Source organism: Halomonas sp. AOP13-D3-9 (genome assembly GCF_052379125.1).
Classification (GTDB): Bacteria; Pseudomonadota; Gammaproteobacteria; order Pseudomonadales; family Halomonadaceae; genus Vreelandella.
On the sequence record NZ_JBQSYH010000006.1, the window covers coordinates 204,868 to 221,205 of the forward strand.

General features: G+C 53.9%; 17 protein-coding genes. 11 read left to right on the plus strand and 6 right to left on the minus strand.

Annotated elements, in window-relative coordinates; translation table 11 throughout:
- Positions 1 to 89 precede the first annotated feature (89 nt).
- Entirely contained in the window at positions 90 to 626 is a 537-nt protein-coding gene (locus ACT3UM_RS08860; RefSeq protein WP_498897964.1) for a lipocalin family protein, read from the plus strand.
- A 4-nt stretch (positions 627 to 630) separates the two neighbouring features.
- On the opposite strand, the gene ACT3UM_RS08865 is transcribed toward ACT3UM_RS08860, so the two are convergent.
- The gene (locus ACT3UM_RS08865) at positions 631 to 1,554 is read right to left on the minus strand and encodes a LysR family transcriptional regulator (RefSeq protein WP_498897966.1); all 924 of its coding nucleotides are present in this window, start codon (positions 1,552 to 1,554) and stop codon (positions 631 to 633) included.
- Between the two features lie 163 nt (positions 1,555 to 1,717).
- Between ACT3UM_RS08865 and ACT3UM_RS08870 the strand changes: the two genes are divergently transcribed.
- Together ACT3UM_RS08870 and ACT3UM_RS08875 are read left to right on the plus strand one after the other, a co-directional pair.
- Entirely contained in the window at positions 1,718 to 2,806 is a 1,089-nt protein-coding gene (locus tag ACT3UM_RS08870) for a tartrate dehydrogenase (RefSeq protein ID WP_498897967.1), read from the plus strand.
- Positions 2,807 to 2,966: 160 nt separating this feature from the next.
- Positions 2,967 to 3,995 carry an SMP-30/gluconolactonase/LRE family protein gene (locus ACT3UM_RS08875; RefSeq protein WP_498897969.1) on the plus strand — a complete coding sequence of 343 codons (1,029 nt, stop codon included), beginning with the start codon at positions 2,967 to 2,969 and terminating at the stop codon, positions 3,993 to 3,995.
- A 93-nt stretch (positions 3,996 to 4,088) separates the two neighbouring features.
- Here ACT3UM_RS08875 and wrbA read toward each other — a convergent pair whose 3' ends face one another.
- A complete protein-coding gene (wrbA, locus tag ACT3UM_RS08880) occupies positions 4,089 to 4,688 on the minus strand; it encodes an NAD(P)H:quinone oxidoreductase (RefSeq protein WP_498897971.1) in 600 nt (199 codons plus the stop codon).
- 215 nt (positions 4,689 to 4,903) lie between these two features.
- On the opposite strand from wrbA, the gene ACT3UM_RS08885 reads away from it, so the two are divergent.
- The 7 genes from ACT3UM_RS08885 (at position 4,904) to ACT3UM_RS08915 (ending at position 10,913) form a co-directional block, all read left to right on the plus strand.
- On the plus strand, positions 4,904 to 5,344 hold the full coding sequence (locus ACT3UM_RS08885) for a hemerythrin domain-containing protein (protein ID WP_035584209.1): 441 nt from the start codon (positions 4,904 to 4,906) through the stop codon (positions 5,342 to 5,344).
- 239 nt (positions 5,345 to 5,583) lie between these two features.
- Positions 5,584 to 6,585: a succinylglutamate desuccinylase gene (locus tag ACT3UM_RS08890; protein ID WP_498897973.1), complete on the plus strand. Its 1,002-nt coding sequence runs from the start codon at positions 5,584 to 5,586 to the stop codon at positions 6,583 to 6,585.
- A gap of 207 nt (positions 6,586 to 6,792) precedes the next feature.
- Positions 6,793 to 7,563, plus strand: coding sequence for an ABC transporter ATP-binding protein (locus tag ACT3UM_RS08895; RefSeq protein ID WP_498897975.1), 771 nt, complete (start codon positions 6,793 to 6,795; stop codon positions 7,561 to 7,563).
- A 15-nt stretch (positions 7,564 to 7,578) separates the two neighbouring features.
- The gene (locus ACT3UM_RS08900) at positions 7,579 to 8,283 is read left to right on the plus strand and encodes an ABC transporter permease (protein WP_498897977.1); all 705 of its coding nucleotides are present in this window, start codon (positions 7,579 to 7,581) and stop codon (positions 8,281 to 8,283) included.
- Positions 8,283 to 9,014 (plus strand): ABC transporter permease, encoded by a 732-nt coding sequence (locus ACT3UM_RS08905; RefSeq protein ID WP_498897979.1) that lies wholly within the window; start codon positions 8,283 to 8,285, stop codon positions 9,012 to 9,014. Before ACT3UM_RS08900 ends, ACT3UM_RS08905 begins: the two co-directional genes overlap by 1 nt.
- Before the next feature lie 177 nt (positions 9,015 to 9,191).
- Positions 9,192 to 9,959: a transporter substrate-binding domain-containing protein gene (locus ACT3UM_RS08910; protein ID WP_498897981.1), complete on the plus strand. Its 768-nt coding sequence runs from the start codon at positions 9,192 to 9,194 to the stop codon at positions 9,957 to 9,959.
- Between the two features lie 150 nt (positions 9,960 to 10,109).
- A complete protein-coding gene (locus tag ACT3UM_RS08915; RefSeq protein WP_498897983.1) occupies positions 10,110 to 10,913 on the plus strand; it encodes a TraX family protein in 804 nt (267 codons plus the stop codon).
- A 9-nt stretch (positions 10,914 to 10,922) separates the two neighbouring features.
- On the opposite strand, the gene ACT3UM_RS08920 is transcribed toward ACT3UM_RS08915, so the two are convergent.
- The 3 genes from ACT3UM_RS08920 to purE form a co-directional block, all read right to left on the minus strand.
- Complete coding sequence (locus ACT3UM_RS08920) at positions 10,923 to 12,137, minus strand: diguanylate cyclase domain-containing protein (protein ID WP_498897985.1); 1,215 nt, start codon at positions 12,135 to 12,137, stop codon at positions 10,923 to 10,925.
- Positions 12,138 to 12,749: 612 nt separating this feature from the next.
- Positions 12,750 to 13,919 carry a 5-(carboxyamino)imidazole ribonucleotide synthase gene (locus ACT3UM_RS08925; protein ID WP_498897987.1) on the minus strand — a complete coding sequence of 390 codons (1,170 nt, stop codon included), beginning with the start codon at positions 13,917 to 13,919 and terminating at the stop codon, positions 12,750 to 12,752.
- Between the two features lie 11 nt (positions 13,920 to 13,930).
- Positions 13,931 to 14,446, minus strand: coding sequence for a 5-(carboxyamino)imidazole ribonucleotide mutase (gene purE, locus ACT3UM_RS08930; RefSeq protein ID WP_022522693.1), 516 nt, complete (start codon positions 14,444 to 14,446; stop codon positions 13,931 to 13,933).
- Positions 14,447 to 14,667: 221 nt separating this feature from the next.
- Between purE and ACT3UM_RS08935 the strand changes: the two genes are divergently transcribed.
- Positions 14,668 to 14,940, plus strand: coding sequence for an XRE family transcriptional regulator (locus tag ACT3UM_RS08935; RefSeq protein ID WP_008958942.1), 273 nt, complete (start codon positions 14,668 to 14,670; stop codon positions 14,938 to 14,940).
- 126 nt (positions 14,941 to 15,066) lie between these two features.
- Here the strand turns inward: ACT3UM_RS08935 and chrA are convergent, their stop codons facing one another.
- Positions 15,067 to 16,260, minus strand: a complete 1,194-nt coding sequence (chrA, locus tag ACT3UM_RS08940) for a chromate efflux transporter (RefSeq protein WP_498897990.1) — start codon at positions 16,258 to 16,260, stop codon at positions 15,067 to 15,069.
- Between the last annotated feature and the right edge of the window lie 78 nt (positions 16,261 to 16,338).

Consider the following 16,338-nt stretch of genomic DNA (forward strand, 5'->3'; position numbering starts at 1 on the left):
CTAACCATAGTCGATTGCCCATATAGTTCATCGCATATAGTTCTTCACATATAGCCCTTCACATATCGTTCACCGCCAAGGAGCGCGTTATGAAACACCTGCTAGGAAGCAGCGTCGTCAGCATGGCCTTACTCACGGGTTGCACCGGCATACCCGATGGTACGCAGCCAGTTTCGGGCTTTGAGCTAGACCGCTACCTCGGCCAGTGGTTCGAAATTGCCCGTTTGGATCACTCCTTTGAACGCGGCCTGGATTGCGTGACCGCGGCTTATAGCCTGCGCGATGACGACGGCGTGCGGGTAATCAACCGTGGCTACAATATTGAAAATCAAGAATGGGATGAAGCCGAAGGCCGCGCCTACTTTATTGATGAAGAGAGTGTCGGACGCTTGAAAGTCAGCTTTTTCGGCCCCTTCTACGGCGGCTATAACGTCCTTGAATTGGACGATGAATACCAATGGGCGCTTGTGGCCGGCCCTAACCGCGACTACCTCTGGATACTTTCGCGCACGCCGGAGATGGATAGCGCGACCGAGACCCGCCTGCGCGAGAGGGCAGCTGAACTAGACTTCCCCACCGACGAACTGATCGACGTTACCCAAGGTGAAGGGTGTCCTGCCCAATAGCCCCTTAACTCTCGGGCATTGCCGATACCCGCCCGGCAATCTCGCGCTGGACATAGTCAATAAAGGCGCGCAGCCGGGCGGGCACATGGCGGCGCTGCTCGTACACCGCGTAAAAATCCGCCCGCACTCCCTGCCAGCCAGGTAGCAGTTCAACTAACGCACCGCTGGCAAGGTGTTCGTTTACATCCCACCAGGAGCGTAGCATCACGCCGTGCCCATCCAAGGCCAAGCGGGTGATCACCTCGCCGTCATTGCTTGCCAAGCGACCATTCACCTTCACCGATTGCAGCTTTGTCCGTTGATCGCTGAGCTCAAAGCGCCATAGTGGAAAATCATTGTCGTTCTCACGGATCACTAAACACTCGTGCTGCTGCAAATCTGCCGGTGTGTGGATAGGTAATGCTTGAGCAATATAAGCAGGCGACGCGCAGAGGACTCGTCGATTGGCCAAAATCCGCCGAGCTACCAAGCGCGACTCCGGTGGTTCGCCAATACGAATGCCTATATCGAAACCGTGATCGCTAAGATTAAGCGGGAAATTGGTCAGCTCTAACCACCCTTCCACCTCAGGGTGCTCGGCACAAAAGCGCGACAGCAACGGTGCGATATGGCGACGTCCAAAACCAAAGGTGGCGTTAACCCGCAACCGACCGCTCAGCGCCTGATCAGCCCCCTCTCCCAGTGCATTTTCCAGCTCCTCCAGCTCATCTAAAATCAGCGCGCCGCGGGCCAGATAACGCTCGCCTTCAGCAGTTAGCGTCAACCGCCGCGTGGTGCGAGCCGCCAGCTCTACCCCCAGGCGCGCCTCCAACTGTTTTAGCCGCTTGCTCACCGCTGAGAGCGACAGCCCCAGCTCACGGGCGGTCGCCGTTAAACTCCCCGCCCGAGCTAAGTGCTGAAAAAACGCCAAATCATCCAGGTGCGCCATATCGCTCCTCAGCCATTCTGCACTTTCACGCAATAATAACTTGAATAGTAGCCTGATTATCTCCGCCAAAATAGCCGCTACACTCTATTTACGACTCACGACTCACGACTCACGACTCACGACTCACAAGCATAAAAAGCAACTAACAAGATAAGGAACCACTATGACCCACCGTATTGCCATTATCGCCGGTGACGGCATCGGCACCGAAGTGATGCCCGAAGGCATTCGCGCCCTTGAAGCGACCGCCAAGCGTTTTAATATTGACCTTGAGTTCACCACCTTTGAATTTGGTAGCTGCGACTACTACCTAGAACACGGAAAAATGTTGCCGGATGACTGGTTCGAGCAGCTAAAAGGCTTCGATGCGCTGTTTTACGGCGCGGTGGGCTGGCCCGACAAAGTGCCCGACCATATTTCCCTGTGGGGCTCACTGCTGCAGTTCCGCCGTCGCTTTGACCAGTACATCAACCTGCGGCCCTGCAAACTGATGCCGGGGATCAAAAGCCCGCTGGCAGGCCGCGAACCCGGGGACATCGATTTTTACGTGGTGCGTGAGAACACCGAAGGCGAGTACTCAAGCGTTGGCGGCAAAATGTTTGAAGGCACCGACCGTGAAATCGTCATTCAAGACACGGTCATGACCCGCACCGGCGTGGACCGCGTATTGAAGTACGCTTTTGAACTTGCCCAAACCCGCCCGCGGAAGAAGCTTACCTCTGCAACTAAGTCTAACGGCATCTCGATCACCATGCCCTACTGGGATGAGCGCGTAGTCGAAATGGCCAAAGGCTACCCCGAGATCGCGGTAGATAAATTCCATATCGATATTCTGACTGCCAACTTCGTACTTCATCCGGATTGGTTCGATGTGGTGGTAGGCAGCAACTTGTTCGGCGATATCCTCTCGGATTTAGGCCCCGCCTGTACCGGCACTATCGGTATTGCGCCTTCGGCGAATATCAACCCAGAAGGCCACTTCCCCAGCCTGTTTGAGCCGGTACACGGCAGCGCACCGGATATCGCCGGTAAAGGCATTGCCAACCCCATCGGTCAGATCTGGTCGGGCGCGATGATGCTGGAGCACCTGGGCTATAAGGAAGCGGGTGATGCCATGGTCACCGCCATTGAGGCAGTGCTGAACGAAGGCGATAGCCAAGTACTTACTCGCGATGTAGGTGGCCAAGGCACCACTGCAAGCTTGGGTCAGGCGATTGCCAAGGCTATTACTGCCAAAGCTAGTTCGAACTGACGCTCAGTTGCCATAGCGATTGGCTGCCCGGTTAAAGCCAACCAGGCAGCCAATGTATGTTTTTTAATCACCTATGTTCTACATTTGCCCTGAGGGTGGAAGAAACGCCTGTTTCGCTCCGCTCATAACAACATCAACCAATAACCATCAGGACAATGCCATGAAACTTGGACGCCGTCAGTTCCTCTCGGCAACGGCCGCCCTGGCCGCGGTCGGCACATCACCGCATATTTTTGCATTGCAGAGCGCACAAAGTCGCACTCCAGACCGATACCCTATTGATGCATGGAAAGTGGAGGATCAGCGTTTCAGTGATTACATGATTTTTAACAGTCCGTTGGAGCGCCACTGGAGCGGAGGACTGTGGACAGAAGGGCCAGCCTGGAATGCCGTGGGTCGTTACGTCGTGTTCAGCGATATACCTAGGGCCAAGCAGATGCGCTGGGATGAGTCGACCGGCCAGGTCAGCGTGTTAAGAGACAACGTTGGATACTCCAACGGCAATACCTTCGATAATCAGGGGCGACTAATTGCTTGCGAGCACTACCCTTCACGGGTGTTGCGCTACGAGTGGGATGGCAGCACCACCGTGCTCGCCGAGCGCTATCAGGGCAAGCCACTCAATGCACCCAATGACCTCGTGGCACTCCCGTCGGGGGGCGTCATTTTCACCGATCCAGGCTATGGCGCACATTTCGACTATGAGGGCAAAAAGCGTGACTTGGAGCTAGAAACGGCGATCTATTACGTCGATGACAGCCTCGATGAGCCCATCATGCTGACCGACGATATTTTTAAACCAAACGGCATTGTACTCACGCCGGATGGCAAGGGTTTCTACGCCAGTGACAGTGCCCCCACTCACTTCGAAGAACCTGCGCGAATCATTCGCTGGTCGCTTGGCGAAGACGGCCGCAGCGTTACTGACCGGCAAGTCATCGTTACCAGCGAGGATACGATCTTTGACGGTATGGCCTGTGATATAGATGGTAATATCTGGTCGAGTGCTAACGGTGGCGAGGGCATTGATGGCGCGGTGGTATTCTCACCGGAAGGCACGCTGTTGGGGCGCGTGTTGTTACCCGAGGTCTGTTCCAACGTGTGTTTTGCTGGCGCAAATCGCAACCGCCTCTTTATGACGGCTAGCCAGTCCGTCTATACGATTTACACAGCAACGCGCGGGGCGTAGTGAGATTATAACGTCCGTCAAAAAGCCTCGCCGAATCTCTCCGGCGAGGCTTTGTTAAGACTAGCACTGCGTTGCTGACTATTTAACGAGTCATCAGTTGGCTAGTTTTGCAGCCGTTTTAGCGACCAACTCACCCTGGAAGCGAGCGATTTTGAGCTCGCGCTCATCGGGCTGACGCGAACCGTCACCACCAGCGAGGGTCGCTGCACCGTAGGGTGTGCCGCCGCTTACCTTAGAAATATCAAACTGCTCTTCGATACCATAACCAATCGGCACAATAATCATGCCGTGGTGGGCAAGTGTGGTCCAAGTAGAGGTAATAGTCATTTCATCGCCACCGCCGGTACCGGTAGAGGTGAACACACTGGCGACTTTGCCACGCAGAGCGCCATTTGCCCAAAGCCCACCGGTCTGATCCAGGAAGGTACGCATCTGACCGGCCATGTTACCAAAGCGGGTGGGCGTACCGAAGATGATCGCATCGTAATCGGCAAGCTCTTGGGGCGTGGCTTCTGGCGTATCGTAGTCCTGCTTGCCTCCCGCGTTTTTAAACGCCTCGTCAGGCATTGTTTCCGGCACGCGCTTAACGGTGACTTCGACACCACTGACGCCTTTTGCACCTTCGGCCACGGCTTGGGCCAGCGTATCGATATGACCGTACATGGAATAATAGAGTACCAGTACCTTCGTCATTACTATCTCCTTCCCTTAGTCATTGACTCATTAGTCTTGCAGCGGGCGTCGCCCAGTAATAAGTAGTGCCAACAACATAGCGCACTCAAGAATAGAAAAAAGCGAATGTTTTCGTCCGTGGGCGTCGATTTCATCGACGAACGCCACCTTGCACTTTATGTCATCCACCACTAGCTTTTGACTTGTCTATCGCAAACGTATCCAAGGAGTCTGGAATGACGATTTTTGAAGCACTGCGCAAGGATCACGATATTCAGCGCGACCTGCTTGCCCGCTTAGTTGAGACACATGGAGACAGCGGCGAGCGCGATAACCTTTACCAGCAGGTGCGTGCCGAATTGCACTATCACGCTGCCGCCGAAGAACGGGCGCTCTATATTCCCATGATGTCGATTGATCTGACCCAGGAAAAAGCCCGTCATAGCGTTGCTGAACACCATGAGATTGATGAACTTTTAGAGCTTCTTGATGAAACCGACTACAGCGCTACGCATTGGCTAACCCATGCTAAGCAGCTCCAACATTTAGTCACTCATCACTTGGATGAAGAGGAGCACGAGGTGTTTCAATTGGCTGGGCGTGGGTTGCAAGAGCAACAAAAAACGTCGCTTGCCAGCGAGTATCAAGAAGAAATGCAGCGCCAGCGTTCTGCGTAACCAGCATTTTACGTAAATTACTCAGCAAATTGAAAAAAGCGCTCATGCCTTCCGTGGGCGCTTTTTTGATAATAGCTACTCAGTGGGGCCTCACTTGTTTCATGAATACGCTTTTTCACGAATAAGCTAGGCTTTTACATGCGAACGACCTACTGGCTTGTGACAAACGTTAAGCATGGTAATGCTAGGCTCACTTTTAAACTGACAACGATACTGTCAACAGATGCTAAGGAGCGACAATGCTAGGCCAATGGCTCGACTGGTCGCTTGACGGGCAGCCCCCCGCCGCCAGCCAAGGCGTTTTCGCAAGCGGCAGCTACTGTTTGCATGCGCCGGGCATTTTGGAACTCACTCCCCACACCGCCAGTCAGGACGCACGCGCGTGCATTTTTTCAGCAGCCATCCACGGCAATGAAACCGCGCCCGTTGAATTGGTAGGAGAATGGCTAAGCGGCTTAGAAGCAGGCAGCATAAAGCTCGGCGCGCCCGTCCTGGTGATTTTAGGCAATCTACCCGCGCTTAAGGCACAGCAGCGTTTTGTTACTACCAATTTAAACCGGCTATTTAGCCGCGAATTACACAACGAACTACACAACGAACTACGCGCTGAAGGTGACGAGCCAGATCGCGCCCGGGCGTTAATGGCCGCTGTAGATGGTTTTTATGCGCGCCATTCCGGGCTACCCAAATTGCATTACGACCTACATACCGCGATTCGGGATAGCCGTTATACCCGTTTCGTTGTAGAACCCTATGCCGACGTCCCCACAGACGCCGAGCAGTGGGGCTGGCTAGCAGCGGCGGATATGCAGGCGGTGCTGCACCAACATCAGCATAGTTGGACGTTCTCACACTACAGCAAGCACTATCACGCCGCCCAGGCATTTACCTTTGAGCTGGGCCGCGTCGCCCCTTTCGGTGAAAACGATATGGCCTCCCTACAACCGATGCGCGCTCTGCTCTCGGCGCTTAGTGAAGGACGCGCCCCGCCCAGTCAGCCAGCCGCAGAAATTCTGTTTTTTCAGGTGCATCACGAGTTAATTCGTCAATCCGATGACTTCCAGCTCTGTTTTGCCGAGAACACGGCGAACTTTAGCCGCTTTGAGCCTGGCACCCTGCTGGCGCAGGATGGTAAGGCAGGTGATTTTCGGGTGGGCGATACGCCACTTTACGTGGTGTTCCCCAACGCCCAGGTGGAAGTGGGCGCCCGTGCCGCGCTACTGGTGGCGCCAATCGCTTAGAGACTCCCAGGCAGGCAATCTAGCTAAGACAATAACAATGGTAAGGCGATAACAGGCCCCTTGGCGTCGATACGACCAACGTCGAGTGCATAATGTTATAAGGAAAGCGCGCATAATGCGCCCAGCCTGATAGAATCGCCCCTTTTTTCGCGCCAGCCGCATCAAACCCACCTGTTGCTGCGGCAACTCTGTACTGGAGCCAATGATATGGCCGCTACGCCTACTCCCCTTGAAGTGCGTAATATTAAAAAACGCTTTGGCGATACGGAAGTTCTGAAAGGTCTCTCACTACAAGCCCAAAAGGGCGATGTGATTACCCTGATAGGTGCCTCTGGGTCGGGTAAAAGTACTTTTTTGCGCTGCATGAACTTACTTGAGCAGCCCGACGATGGCGACCTCATTGTTCATGGCGAACCCATTCGCTTTAAAACCACTAAGCATGGCCGCGAACCGGAAGATTGGAAGCAGGTAGTACAAATGCGCGCCAAGCTCTCCATGGTGTTTCAGAGCTTTAACTTGTGGGCCCACATGACGCTGTTGGAAAACATCATCGAAGCGCCGATTCATGTGCTGAAAAAACCTAAAAAAGAGGCCTTGGAGCATGCCCATGCCCTGCTCGATCGCGTCGGCTTAACCGCTCGCGCCAACGCCTACCCCGCACAGATGTCTGGCGGCCAACAGCAGCGTGGGGCAATTGCTCGCGCGCTGGCGATGGATCCAGAAGTCATGCTGTTTGACGAGCCTACCTCTGCCCTCGATCCAGAATTGGTCGGCGATGTATTGAAAGTCATGCATGGTCTCGCTGAAGAGGGTCGCACCATGGTAGTGGTTACCCACGAGATGAGCTTTGCCCGTGATGTCTCCAGCCAAGTCATCTATCTTCACGAAGGTTTAGTGGAAGAAGCAGGACCGCCTGCTGACGTCCTGGGTAATCCACAATCACCGCGCCTGCAGCAATTTCTGGCCCCCAAATACTGATCCGCGAGGCTTACCATGATTGATCTACAAGGGTATGGCCCCCGGCTGATTGAGGGGGCAGGCGTCACCATCCAATTAGCGGTGTTATCGCTGATTTTAGCGATTATTTTGGGGCTACTAACTGCTAGCGCGAAGATGTCACGGAGCTGGTTAGCGCATCGTCTTGCCACGCTTTACACCACCCTTATTCGCGGCGTGCCCGATCTGGTGTTGATGATGCTGTTTTTTTTCGGTGGCCAAATTGGCGTCAACATGATCACCGACTGGCTTTACTACTCCTTCGATATCGATATTTTTATCAATATCAATGCCTTCGTTGCGGGCGTTGTCACCATTGGGCTGATCTTCGGGGCCTATATGGGGGAAACCTTCCGCGGCGCTTTTATGGCGGTCGATAATGGGCAGATCGAAGCAGGTAAAGCCTATGGCATGAGCGATGGGCTGGTTTTTCGTCGCGTCCGTTTTCCACAGATGATGCGCCATGCGCTACCCGGTCTTTCCAACAACTGGATGGTATTGCTCAAAACCACAGCGCTGGTCTCGGTCATCGGGCTTTCTGACATGGTGCGCGTCGCCTCAGAAGCCTCTAAAGCGACGCGTGAACCTTTCACCTTCATGATTATTGTTGCGCTTATCTATCTGCTCATCGCCAGCGTTTCGGAGTGGATATTTGCTCGTCTGCAAAAACGCTACGACATTGGCTATGGGGAGGCAGATTAATGACCGCTTTCATAACATGGCTCGAAAATCAGCTTGCCGAGAACAGTATTTTCACGCTGCAAACGCTTTCCTACTATGGCGATGGGCTGGCCACCACGGTGCAACTGGTATTTTTATCGCTGATCATCGGCTTAATCGCCGCGGTTCCCCTGGCCATTGGGCGTGGTTCAAAACATGGCTGGATTAAATGGCCTATTTTTGCCTACACCTATGTCTTTCGTGGCACACCGCTGCTCATCCAGCTCTACCTGATTTATTACGGTGTGGTATTTGTCGACGGTATCCAAGACACTTGGCTATGGGTGATACTTGAAAAGCCGTTCGTTCCCGCTCTCATAGCATTTACCCTCAACACCGCCGCCTATACGACCGAGATTTTTCGCGGTGCAATTAAGTCTACCTCGAAAGGTGAAATTGAAGCGGCTCGAGCCTACGGCATGTCGCCCCAACAGACCATGCGGCGCATTATTATCCCCAGCGCTTTTCGTCGCGCCCTGCCGGCCTACGGCAACGAAGTCATATTCATGCTACACGCCAGCGCTATTGCCAGCGTGGTGACGATTATGGACCTGACCGGCGCAGCACGCTTTGTCTATGCGCGTTTTTATGCGCCTTTTGACGCCTTCTTGTTTGTGGCGGCGATATACCTGTGTTTAACCTTCACTATCCTGTATTTCTTTCGTTATCTAGAGAAAAAACTGCTCGCACATCTACAGCCGCAGAACACCTAATGAGAAACAAACGTTGGTTTACATACCATCAAGCGCTTTTCGTCAACGCCGAGTTAGGATAGGTTAATAATGATCATCACACAGCAACCTGTGATTAACGTGGTCAACGCCGTATAGGCAGCGCCATCCATTATGCAGAGGTTGCTTAGATGAACTCTGTTTCCAAGGAGATACATAATGAAAAAACTGCTGTCCGTCTCACTGCTAGGCTTAGCCGTTGCAGCAAGCGCTGCCCAGGCACAAGAAGACCCAATACGTATCGGGGTTGATGTGCCTTACGAGCCGATGGAATATCGCACGCCGGATGGCGAGCTGACCGGCTTTGATATCGATCTGGGCAACACCTTATGCGAGCGTATCGGCGTTGAATGTGAATGGGTAGTACAGGGCTGGGACGGTATTATCCCGGGTCTCATGGCCCGCAAATACGACGCGATTATGTCCTCTATGACGATCAATGATGACCGTCGAGAGCAAGTGTTGTTCTCTGACCCTTACATCACCCCGCCGTCCGCTTGGTTTGCCCCTGAAGGCACCGACCTTGATGCAACCAATGAAGAATCACTCGCCGGCATGACCATCGGCGTTCAGCGCGGCACTCTGCAGGACAACTACGTCACCGACATGTACGGCGATGTCGCCGACATCAACCGCTACTCTACCGCCGACGACATGGTGCTGGACATGGAATCCGAGCGTTTGGATATCTTGTTCCTCGACTACCCGGTCGGAAAGTCCACGCTGCTGGATAGCGAAGAAGGCAACTACGTTGTTGTCGGCGAGATGCTCACCGAACCTAAAGAATATTTTGGTGATGGCTTTGGTATCGCCTTCCGTCAACGCGACGAAGCACTCGCCGAGCAGTTCAACGAAGCCCTGGCTGAAGTGCAAGAAGACGGTACTTACGACGAGATTTACAACCGTTATTTCGGTGGGCAAGAGTAAGCTTCACAGCAAGACTTAATGTCTATCAGCCCGACCATCACCCTGGCATTTGCTGGGGTGATGCGTTTCTGCCTAACGTAGCCAGTTTAGTGAACTAGGTAAAGCTACCTCTGTCTGTGTATCATTGCGCCTATTCAACACGGAGGTTTTATGGCTCACTCGACTAGCCCACATGCAGGCACTCTCCCTCGCCCGTCTTCCCACTGGACAGGTTGGGGCCAATGGCTGGCGCTGATCACTATGACCATTGACCACCTCACCCGCTATGTATTGCCCGGTGATTGGGATTTAAGCTGGGCAGGCTCTTCCATTGGCCGTATCGCCTTCCCGCTGTTTGCCGCCATGGTTGCCTGGCACGGGCTGTTTAATACCCGTAACCCGTTGCGCTACTCACGGCGTATTCTGATTATCGGCCTGGTCGCCCAACTCCCCTACATGATGATGCCGCGTTCATCAGACGCTTTTATCCTAAATGTCTGTTTTACGCTGGCCAGTGGCTTGGCCTTAGGTACGCTAGTGCGCCAAGGCTGGCAGCACTACCAGCAGCAAACGTTAGGCCTGCCCTGGCTGTTAGCAGGTGCGGCGGTAGGCGTTACCGTGTGGTACTTGCTCGGTTTTTGGGTGGAGTATGGTCACAACGGGCTGCTGCTGATTCCATTATTAATGTTCGCGATGCACGCCTTGAGCCAAGCAGAAAGCCATTTTCAAGCGCGCCTATGGGCAGGCTTGGCGGCGTTCCCAGTGCTCTGGATTGCCGGGCAAATGAATGCCTCTGACATGGCCAAATCGTTTACCGTAGGTACGTGTCTCACCGTGCTACTGCTTGCTGCAGGTGCAGCGCAACTAATCCCGCCCGTCTACTTAGTGATGCCAAGGCGTTTATGGCTAGCGTGGTACCCCGGCCACTTTGCGTTAATCGCGTTGTGGGTGCTGCTAATCGGTCAATTGGCTTAAGCGTTCGGATTACTGCATTTTATCGCGCATCCAGGGTTGGTAGCGACGCAGCCGCGCCCGCCCTTCGGTTTTGGCGCGGTACATCGCAATATCCGCCTGTTTGAGCACTTCTTCGTGGTCACAGGCGGCAGCGGTAAAACAGGTATAACCCATGCTAGGGGTTACCTCTACCTCGCGATTGGCAAGTCGGTAAGGTTGTGAAAGCAGCTGCTGTACCGTCCGCATGTAAGCCTCCGCGGATGCCTCTACAGCCTCGTTTGGTTTCTCTCCCAGTCGCGCCAGCAGAACAAATTCGTCGCCGCTGAGCCTTGCCGCAACATCTCCTTCACGTAAGCAATTTTGCAAACGACCTGCGACCTGAACCAACAGATCATCCCCGGTGGCATGCCCCCAGGTATCGTTAATCAACTTAAAGCGATCCAGATCTAAGAACATCAGTAACCCGCGCTGCACTGCGGTTTGTGTTTTGTCGCAGAGCGCTTCCAAGCGCTCGATAAATAGGCGCCGATTAGGCAAATCGGTTAACGCGTCATAGTAGGCTTGGCGATAAATAACCTCTTCGTTACGCTTACGTTCGGTGAAGTCCTCTACAATGACCACGCCACCCACAATCTCATCATCAACGCTACGTACGCCATTAAAGAAAGCCCGCACAGGCGTACCTTTTATGCGGTTGGACAAAGCAGGCATCAACAAATTACCTTCGTAATATCCCGCACCTTTATCCAGGGCGTTCTGAACAGCCGAAGCCACATCAGCATCCGCCCCCTTCCGAATACAGACTCCCTGTAACCTAGCTCGATCGATGGACAGTATTTCTAGTAACTTGTTATTGCAGTCTGTGACACACCCTTTCCTGTCGAAATGTAAGACGCCCAGCGGTGAATGCTGAAAAATCGACAGATAGCGATTTTCGCTTTCAAGCAATTGTACTTCACGGGCTGCCATCGTGAGATTCAATTCAATATTGTCGTGAATGACTTGGCCTAATCGGTAGCTGGTGGCAATTAATGAAAACACGAAAATTGCCGCTAACGCGGCAAGCATACTATGCATAGGGGCATTGGAAGTGACGAACAATAGCTGTAGCGGTACCACAATAGGCAGTGTGAAAAGCAGAACCATCCACCAAATTGACGAGAGCATTGTAACGCAGCCCGCCGCTACGCCACATAGTACAATGACTAACGCTGCCACTTGCTCAGGGCGTCCAACATCAAACATTAAGACACCGCCGGCACCCCACACACATCCTGTAAGTAATATAGTAAGCGCAAAAATACCTAGCCAACGTCGATGCTCTTGATCTGGCGAAGAGGCACGTAAGAAGCGGGTAGCTATGAGTAAACGTAACCCATAAACCAGCAGTATCGCGATAAGCCAACCCGCTAACATTACGGCGCTGACCATGCCCCACATAAGAATAACTAAGAAAACACTCGCTAATATACCTGATACGACAGGCTGCTTAACAGTGGTATACAGTAAACGCAATTTTTCATGACGCAGGCGTTGCGCATGAGTTAACACGTCGGGTGAGCTGCCCATATCTAGTTATCCATATGCTTTTGCCTAAATATGCCAAAAATCGACAAATTTAAATGCGTAAAAATAGGTATCTACCTACCGGGCTAGAAAAACCGCGCTATAAGTATTCATGTGATGAGTAAGACCAGAGTAAATTAAAGGACTCATGATTAGCACCGCAATCATTGTTAAATTTTATGAACGTTGGAAAACGCTAATTCAACTGTCTAGTCTGAAATTAAATGCACCTCAGCCCTTGGAAGTTAACCCAATGGCTGGGGTACAGCTTAAAGCAGGCGATTTTAAAAACTACTGATTGATGGAAAAGCTCAACGCTGGAGGCGGTGCTTCCGGCAGTAACGCACTGCAGGCGTTCACTTTTTCCAGCAGTTCGGCATGATTAGGCGCGAGGATATTGACGTGGGCAAGCTTACGCCCGGCGCGCTCGGCTTTGTCGTAGCGATGCAGGTGCGTATTGGCAAGCGCTAGAATCGCTGCGTTGTCACCTTCACGACCAATCACGTTAATCATGCAGGTGGGGGCAATCGCCTGGGTATCGCCTAAGGGCAAGCCCTGTATCGCACGTAGATGGTTTTCAAACTGACTGGTCACTGAGCCATCCATTGTCCAGTGGCCGGAGTTATGCACACGGGGGGCCATTTCATTGGCCAGCAGGCTGCCATCGCGGGTTTGAAACAGCTCTAGCGCCAGCACGCCCACGTAATCCAGCTCATCAAGCAACGCGCGAATATAGCCATCGGCGGTCTGCTGAACACTGGCATCCAAATCCGGCAGAGGCGCCACCGAGTAGCGCAAAATACCGTCTACGTGCTGGTTCTCGGCCATGGGGTAGAACACCACCTCGCCATCACGACCACGAACGGCAATCATTGAGACTTCGCGCACAAAGTCGACGAAGGCCTCAACGACTAACTGCGAATGGCCGATAGCGCTCCACGCATCCGCCGCCTGCTCAGGCTGCTTTAATACTGCTTGGCCTTTACCGTCGTAGCCTTCAGTGACCGATTTAGCCACCACCGGGCAACCCAGCTCACGGGCGGCGGCTTCTAGCTGCTCGGCGCTCTCAACCACCCGGTAGGCAGGCGTGGGGATGCCTAAGCGATCAAACAGTGTCTTCTCCTCGACTCGGTTCTGACACACTTCAATGGCACGGCTGCTGGGATAGACCGGTTTGTGCTGCTCGATCTCACGCACCAACTGAACGGGCAAGTGCTCAAACTCGTAGGTCACTACGTCAACCTTGGCCAAAAACTCGGCCAAGTGCTGGTTGTCAGGATCGATAATCACCTCACCGATGCCCGCACTGGGATTCCCGGTGGTATCCAGGAAGGTAAAGCGATTGCCCAGCGGATAACCCGCTAGCGCCAACATGCGGCCTAATTGACCTGCACCCAGTACGCCAATGTTTTGTACGACGTCAGTTTTAACAACGTCGCTCTTTGCAATACCAGAGTTCATAGCCAGACTCCTTATTCCGCTTCCGGCTCGGGGCGCGGATCAGGGTTGTCGAGGACTTTCTGAGTTTGCTCAGCGCGAAACGCTTCTACCGCGCTGCGTACTGTCGCATCTTGCAGGCCGACAATTTGCGCCGCCAGCAACCCCGCATTAGTGGCGCCCGCTTTGCCAATCGCCAAGGTGCCCACCGCAATACCGCCCGGCATTTGCGCAATGGAGAGCAGTGAATCCAAGCCTTTAAGGGCTTTCGACTCCACCGGCACTCCCAGCACGGGCAACGGCGTTTGCGAGGCCACCATGCCCGGCAAGTGGGCTGCACCGCCCGCCCCCGCCACGATAACCTGCAAGCCGCGCTCGGCAGCACTCTTGGCATAATCGAACAGCAGGTCAGGCGTGCGGTGCGCCGAGACCACGCGGGTTTCATAAGCCACGCCCAAACGCTCCAGCATGGAGACAGCGTGCTCCATGACCGGCCAATCAGACTTGGATCCCATGATCACGCCCACCTTGGGTGCGCTGTTCGACGACATGCAAAACTCCTCGGCCCAACGGCCTATAAAAGCGAGATAAAAAATCGAAAAAGTAGCGTGCACCGAACCCGATACACATAAAAATAGGAAGGCACATAGTTTACCAGAGCTAGCCCCTTTGCGGGCTTTGCTGAGGTCGTGAAATTTTCATCAAAATAGGCATTGAAATGCGCATCGGTTGGCGGCATTGTGTGAAGGTCATTTCAGACTGATGGAGCCACATGAGCACGGCACGCGCAACTGCCACAGCGGAACAGCTTGATCCTCCGCGAAGCAGCCCTGACCTCGACGTCAGGGAACTTGAAAAACGTACGCGATTAATGCGTATTATCACGCGTCTGATCGCCGTATCAGACCTAGGAAGCCGAGAAATTGCCCGCCGGGCAGGGCTTCCCGTTCAGAAAATTAGCGACTTGCTCGCCGGAAGGCTTGAGCACCTGGGAGTGGATGAACTTCACGCCCTGCGTCGCACCTTAGAGCTGGAGGCGCCATAGCAGACACTTTTTCTGCTGTTCCCACTTCTCCACTCCACGCAGGCCGCCTCCCGGCGGTCTGCAAAGAAATTTTTTTTCACGCTTACCCCAATCCCGAGATTACTTCACTTCGTTCGTAATGACGGCTCATGGCGCAATCGCAATCCCCCCAAACGCTACAACAACCACCACGACCCAAGCGGGCAGCTTCCATACGGTTAATAGCAAGAAACCTGTAAGCGCCAGTGCAAACTCTTCTGCACCAATGATCGCGCTAGTCCACACCGGCTGATAAAGCGCTGCGCCTAAAATACCCACCACTGCGGCATTGGCACCGCGCATTAGCGCTTGCGCGCTACTCCACTGACGAAATTGATTCCAGAAAGGCAGCACGCCCACCAATAACAAAAAGCCAGGAATGAAGATGGCCAATAGCGCTAGCAAAGCACCAACTAAACCATTAGTGCCGGGCAGCAGCGCTCCCAGGTAAGCAGCAAACGTAAACAGCGGCCCCGGTACCGCCTGGGCGGCGCCGTAACCGGCTAAAAACTCATCCGGCGTCACCCAGCCCGACTGCACCACTTCTGCTTCCAACAGCGGCAGCACCACGTGACCGCCGCCAAATACTAATGCACCTGAACGATAAAACGCGTCGGCGATATCCAGCCAAGCGGCGACTCCCGCCAATAGCGGCAGCAGAATTAACAACCCTGCGAACATCCCCAGCGCCACCATGCCTGCCTTGCGCGTTACTGGAAAATGCAGCGATTCACTTGCTGTGACAGCAGCACTATCGCGACACAGCGCTAGCCCAGCTAAGCCACCCAATACAATCGCCGACACCTGGCCCAGCGGGCCGCTGACTAGCACCACCACAAATACCGCCGCAAGCGCAATGCCCGTGCGGGTTTTATCCGGGCAAAGATTACGCGCCATGCCCCACACCGCGTGGGCCACAATCGCCACCGCCACTACTTTTAAGCCATGGATAATGCCACTCGCAATAGGGCCATCCAGCACCGCCGCACCAAACGCAAACAGCACCAAGATAATCGCCGAGGGCAGCGTAAACGCCAACCACGCCATGGCCGCCCCCCAAGGGCCTGCGCGCAGTAGGCCAAGCGCAAAGCCCACCTGACTGCTGGCGGGCCCAGGTAAGAACTGACACAGCGCCACTAGATCTGCGTAGGCGCTTTCAGTTAACCACTGGCGGCGCTCCACAAAGGCCGTGCGAAAATACCCCAGGTGCGCTACCGGGCCGCCAAAGGACGTTAAGCCGAGCGCTAAAAAAGCCCAAAAAACCTCACTGACACGCCCTCGTACCTGCGTTTTCTCCACCATCTGGTCACCTGCTACCCAATTAAAAAAGCGCAAGGCTTTAATTCTAAGCCTTGCGCTTTAACGCTTTATGACAACGTC